Origin of the sequence: Burkholderia sp. Tr-20355 (assembly GCF_017104685.1) — a bacterium.
GTDB lineage: Bacteria > Pseudomonadota > Gammaproteobacteria > Burkholderiales > Burkholderiaceae > Burkholderia > Burkholderia seminalis.
Genome location: NZ_JAAGPK010000287.1, coordinates 1 through 5,312 on the forward strand (window position 1 = coordinate 1; position 5,312 = coordinate 5,312).

At 69.4% G+C, this 5,312-nt stretch carries 5 protein-coding genes; 4 read left to right on the forward strand and 1 reads right to left on the reverse strand.

The features are described from left to right. Window positions 1-398 precede the first annotated feature (398 nt). The 4 genes from G3N62_RS34170 (at window position 399) to G3N62_RS34185 (ending at window position 4,546) form a co-directional block, all read left to right on the forward strand. Window positions 399-1,949, forward strand: coding sequence for an NCS1 family nucleobase:cation symporter-1 (locus tag G3N62_RS34170; RefSeq protein WP_124668952.1), 1,551 nt, complete (start codon window positions 399-401; stop codon window positions 1,947-1,949). A gap of 23 nt (window positions 1,950-1,972) precedes the next feature. Beyond that, window positions 1,973-2,701, forward strand: coding sequence for an aspartate/glutamate racemase family protein (locus G3N62_RS34175; protein WP_059558278.1), 729 nt, complete (start codon window positions 1,973-1,975; stop codon window positions 2,699-2,701). A 64-nt stretch (window positions 2,702-2,765) separates the two neighbouring features. Then, window positions 2,766-3,923 carry a LysR family transcriptional regulator gene (locus G3N62_RS34180; protein ID WP_124668951.1) on the forward strand — a complete coding sequence of 386 codons (1,158 nt, stop codon included), beginning with the start codon at window positions 2,766-2,768 and terminating at the stop codon, window positions 3,921-3,923. Window positions 3,924-4,114: 191 nt separating this feature from the next. Continuing rightward, a complete protein-coding gene (locus G3N62_RS34185) occupies window positions 4,115-4,546 on the forward strand; it encodes a DUF1090 family protein (RefSeq protein WP_034185874.1) in 432 nt (143 codons plus the stop codon). Between the two features lie 31 nt (window positions 4,547-4,577). Here the strand turns inward: G3N62_RS34185 and G3N62_RS34190 are convergent. After that, window positions 4,578-5,312, reverse strand: a 735-nt coding sequence (locus G3N62_RS34190) for an MFS transporter (RefSeq protein ID WP_206141479.1), incomplete at its 5' end; no start/stop codon positions are given.

A 5,312-nucleotide genomic window follows, 5' to 3' on the forward strand; every position in this document is an offset into this window, starting at 1 on the left:
TGCGCGGCCGACATGCCGCCCGTCGCGCCGGCGTCCGAACTGGCCCCGCCGCCGTTGTCGCCCTTCTTCTGGCAGCCCGCGCCCGCCGCCAGGCCCGCAATCAGGATGCCGGCGAAGACGGCTCGCGATACGTGACGAAATGAATATCGCTGCATGACACCTCCGCTGATGTCGATGTGGATGGAACCCGCTGACCCGCAATTTGCGTGCCGCCGCCCGGCCGCCGCGGCCGCCGCGGCCGCGCGCGCTCCATTCATTTTTCAAATGACACCCAGCCGAATATTTAATTTCCCATCGTCGCGACCGCCTTCCATACTCGCGAACAAATCCGAGACATAACGTCCACGGCGGCCCGGGCCGGCACGGCGTACCCACGCCGCCGGTTTCGCGCCCCGCACATGGAAGGAGACAACGGCGTGCAACTGGAAGCCACCCACCGCCCGGGCATCGTGCTCGGCGCGGACGACGCATCGCATCGAACCGATCCGGCCGCGCGCGACCCCGCGCTGAGCCCGCGGCTGCACAATCCCGACCTCGCGCCGACCCGGGCCGAAGGCCGGACGTGGGGCCGCTACAGCATCTTTGCGCTGTGGACCAACGACGTGCACAACATCGCGAACTACTCGTTCTCGATCGGGCTGTTCGCGCTCGGCCTGTCGGGCTGGCAGATGCTCGCGTCGCTCGCGATCGGCGCGGTGCTCGTGTACTGCTTCATGAACCTCACCGGCTACATGGGCCAGAAGACCGGCGTGCCGTTCCCGGTGATCAGCCGGATGAGCTTCGGCATCTACGGCGCGTTGCTGCCCGCGATGATCCGCGCGGTGATCGCGATCGCGTGGTTCGGCATCCAGACCTATCTCGCGTCCGTCGTGCTGCGCGTGCTGCTTACCGCGATCTGGCCCGGCCTCGCCGCGTTCGACCAGAATGCGATCCTCGGGCTGTCGACGCTCGGCTGGATCACGTTCGTCGCGATCTGGCTCGTGCAGATCGGCATCCTCACGTACGGGATGGAAATGGTCCGCAAGTACGAGGGGCTCGCGGGCCCGGTGATCCTCGTCACGACGCTGTCGCTCGCCGCGTGGATGTTCAGCCGCACGGGCGGCCATCTCGCGATGTCGATCGGCAAGCCGATGACGGGCGTGAAGATGTGGACGGAAATCTTCGCGGGCGGCTCGCTGTGGCTCGCGATCTACGGCACGCTGGTGCTCAACTTCTGCGATTTCGCCCGTTCGTCGCCGAGCGCGAAGACGGTGCGCGTCGGCAACTTCTGGGGCCTGCCGGTCAACATCCTCGTGTTCGCGACGATCAGCTTCGTGCTGGCCGGCGCGCAGTTCAAGCTGAACGGCCACATCATCCACAGCCCGACGGAGATCATCGCGACGGTGCCGAACAAGCTGTTCCTGGTACTCGGCTGCCTCGCCTTCCTGATCGTGACGGTCGCGGTGAACATCATGGCGAACTTCGTCGCACCGGCCTTCGTGCTCACGAGCCTCGCGCCGCACCGCCTGTCGTTCCGCCGCGCGGGCCTGATCAGCGCGACGATCGCGGTGCTGATCCTGCCATGGAACCTGTACAACAGCCCGATCGTGATCGTCTACTTCCTGTCGGGCCTCGGCGCGCTGCTCGGCCCGCTGTACGGGATCATCACGGTCGACTACTGGCTCGTGCGCAAGCAGCGCGTGAACGTGCCCGACCTCTACACCGAAGCGCCGACCGGCGCCTACTTCTACACGCGCGGCGTGAACCCCAAGGCGCTCGCGGCGCTCGTGCCGTCCGCGCTGATCTCGATCACGCTCGCGGTCGTGCCGGCCTTCAGTGCGATGACACCGTTCTCCTGGCTGCTCGGCGCGGCCATCGCGGGCAGCGTGTACTGGCTGCTGGCCGATCGCAAACGGCAATACGAGGAGCGCTCGGGCGAACCCATCGCGGTCGACTGCGCGCAACACTGACACACACGCACACGGAGCCACCGATGAGAATCCTGGTAGTCAACGTCAACACGACCGAGTCGATCACCGACGCGATCGCCGCGCAGGCGCGGGCCGTCGCATCGCCCGGCACGGAGATCGTCGGACTCACGCCGCGCTTCGGCGCGGAATCGATCGAAGGCAACTTCGAGAGCTACCTCGCGGCGATCGCCGTGATGGACCGCGTGTCGAGCTACGACGAACCGTACGACGCGGTGATCCAGGCAGGCTACGGCGAACACGGCCGCGAAGGCCTGCAGGAGCTGCTGACGGTGCCCGTCGTCGACATCACCGAAGCGGCCGCGAGCGTCGCGATGCTGCTTGGCCATCGCTACTCGGTCGTCACGACGCTCGACCGCACGGTGCCGCTGATCGAGGATCGCCTGAAGCTGGCCGGGCTCGACGCACGCTGCGCGTCGGTGCGTGCCAGCGGCCTCGCGGTGCTCGAACTCGAGGAGAACCCGGCCCGCGCGATCGAGTCGATCGTCGGCCAGGCGCAGCGCGCGGTGCAGGACGACCGCGCGGAAGTGATCTGTCTCGGTTGCGGCGGGATGGCCGGCCTCGACCGGCAGATCGAGGAATGCACGGGCGTGCCGGTCGTCGACGGCGTATCGGCCGCGGTCGCGCTCGCCGAGTCGCTGGTGCGCCTGAAGCTGAAGACGTCGAAGGTCCGCACGTACGCGCCGCCGCGCCCGAAGCGGATCGTCGGCTGGCCGGGAGCCTTCGCAAAATGACGCCGGGCCGCCGGCCGGCAGTCGCGTCGCGCGCGGTCACGGTATCGCCGGGAGACGGATCGGCATGCGGGACCCGCTAGACCCGACCACCCTGCCGCGCGACGCGGCCGACGCCACGGGCGCGCTCGACGTGCTCGATGCGCGGCTGATGCGCATCCTGCTCGTGCTGCTGACCGAGCGCACCGTGTCGCGCGCGGCCGTGCGCCTGAACATGTCGCAGCCGGCGACGAGCGCCGCGCTCAAGCGCCTGCGCACGCTGCTCGGCGATCCGCTGCTGGTACGCAGCCGCTACGGGATGGTGCCGACCGAGTTCGGAGCGCGGCTGATCGAGCCGCTGCGCAACGCACTGCGCGTGATCGACTTCATCCGCATCCAGCAGCCGACGTTCGACGCACGCACGTCGGTGCGCACCTACCGGATCGGCTGCCCCGACTACCTGAACGTGCTGTTCGTGCCGAAGCTCGTCGCGCTGTTCCGCGAGCGCGCGCCGAACGCGCAACTCGTCTTCCATCCGCTTGGCGACGGTTTCGACGACGAGCGTGCGCTGGCCGACGGCGAGCTCGACGTCGTGATCGACAACCGCCCCGCACGCCGGTCGCGCTTCCGGCAGGACGACCTGTTCGACGACCGCGTCGTGTGCCTGATGCGCGCGACGCATCCGCTCGCGCGGCGCGGCGCGATGACGGCCGCCGACTTCGTGGCGGCGCCGCAGCTGTGCCCGACGCCGTCGTGGCTCGAAGCGTCCGGCGCGATCGACCGGCAGCTCGAACGCGTGGGCCTGCAACGGCGGATCGTCGTCACGCTGCCGCACTTCGAGCTTGCCGCGCACGCGCTCGTCCGCACCGATATGATCCTCACGACCACGTACCGGCTCGCGCGGCACTATGCGAAGCTGCTGCCGCTCGCCGCGATCGCGCTGCCGGCCGAACCGCCGGACATCGTGTACCGGATGACGTGGAACGAAGCGGGATCGTGCGCCGAGGGCGTGAGCTGGCTGCGCGGGCTGATCGCGGAGGCGACGCACGCATGGCTCGAGGCTGAAGCGATGCTGCCGGCGGTCGCGGCGGTCGCGGCCGCCGGTTTGCCCGCACCGCTCGCGTCATCCGAGTCCGAACCGCCGCGACGGCCGCGCGCACGCCGGACCACGCGCTGCCGTACCGAGCGGCAGCCGTTCGTCGCGCGTGTCGCGCGTCATGCGCGTCTCACGACGAAATCGCACTGACGCCATTGACGCATACCTCACGTCGTCGCATCGATGGTGCCCGCGCCGCGCGCTGTCGATCGCATGTCAGACTGATCCTATTTACCCGCCCGGGTCCGCCTTGCACAATGCGGACCGATGAACGGCCATGCGTCGTCTCGCACACCGCCGGCCGCATGCGCTGTCGCCGGCAACATACCGAGGATTCCCCGATGAAAGGCCCCCTGACCGCCATCACGCTTGCGCTTGCAACGCTCGCCAGCCCGCCCGCGACGGCCGACACGCAGGACTGTGCAACGCGCATCCGCGCGCTGCAGACGCAGATCGACTACGCGAAACTGCACGGCAATACGCAACAGGCCATGCGCCAGCAAGCCGCGCTTGATGCGATCGGTGCGAACTGCACGGACGCCGGCCAGCTTGCGCGCGCCGAACGCAAGGTACGCGACGAGCAGCGCGATCTCGCGAAGGCGCGCGACGAAGCGCACGAGGCGGAAGCCGCGGTGCGACAAGCGGAAACGCGCGATGACGCGGGCAAGCTCGCGAAGGCGCAGCGCAAGCTCGCCGACAAGCAGCGCAAGCTGCGCGACGCAACGCGTGCGCTGCACGACGCGGAAACCAGCCGCGATGCGCTGAAGCACTGACGAGGCACCGGGCAGCGCGCCCCGTGCGGCGTCATGCACCGTCGCGCATCGGTTGCGCAAGCAACTTGTACGCAACGACGGCCACGCCAAGCGCCAGCACGCCGCTCGCGGTGAGCGCAGCGGCGAACCCGCTCGCGAACGCGACGGGCGCCGCCTTGGCGAGTATGCCCACGGCCGACGGCGGCACGCGGCCGAGTGCCTGCGCCAGGTCGCCGGCCAGCAGGCTCGACATGAACGGCGCATCGGCGAATGCACGCAGGCCGGGCGCGGCGCTCAGCAGCGCGTCGAGCCGCGCGTGCGTGCTCGCTGTCAGCACCGCACCGAGCACGCCGACGGCCGTCACGATCGCCGTGAAGCGCGTCGTCGTGCTGATGCCCGACGCCATGCCCGTGCGGTCCGCCGGGACGCACGCCATGATCGCCTTCTGCGTGTCGCCGTTCATGATGCCGGCGCCGCAGCCCGTCACGAACATGCCGAGTGCGACGAGCCGGTAGTCGCCGCCGGCCGTCAGCGCCGCGGTGACGAGGTTGCCCGCACCGATCAGCGCGAGCCCGCCCGCCAGCACGCCGCCCGACGACACGCGTGCGGCAAGCGCCGCGCCGAGCGACGGGCCGGCGATCATCGCGAACGCGAACGGCAGCATCCCGAGCCCCGCGTCGATCGCCGACATCCCGAACGCGTTCTGCAGGTACAGCGGCAGGAACGTCATCATCACCTGCGCGCACGCCGCATAACCGAACATCGCGAGCACCGCGCCGACGAAACG

Coding starts and splice junctions, on each gene's coding strand:
- G3N62_RS34170 (WP_124668952.1), top strand. CDS start 399: ATGGAAGGAGACAACGGCGTGCAACTGGAAGCCACCCACCGCCCGGGC.
- G3N62_RS34175 (WP_059558278.1), top strand. CDS start 1,973: ATGAGAATCCTGGTAGTCAACGTCAACACGACCGAGTCGATCACCGAC.
- G3N62_RS34180 (WP_124668951.1), top strand. CDS start 2,766: ATGCGGGACCCGCTAGACCCGACCACCCTGCCGCGCGACGCGGCCGAC.
- G3N62_RS34185 (WP_034185874.1), top strand. CDS start 4,115: ATGAAAGGCCCCCTGACCGCCATCACGCTTGCGCTTGCAACGCTCGCC.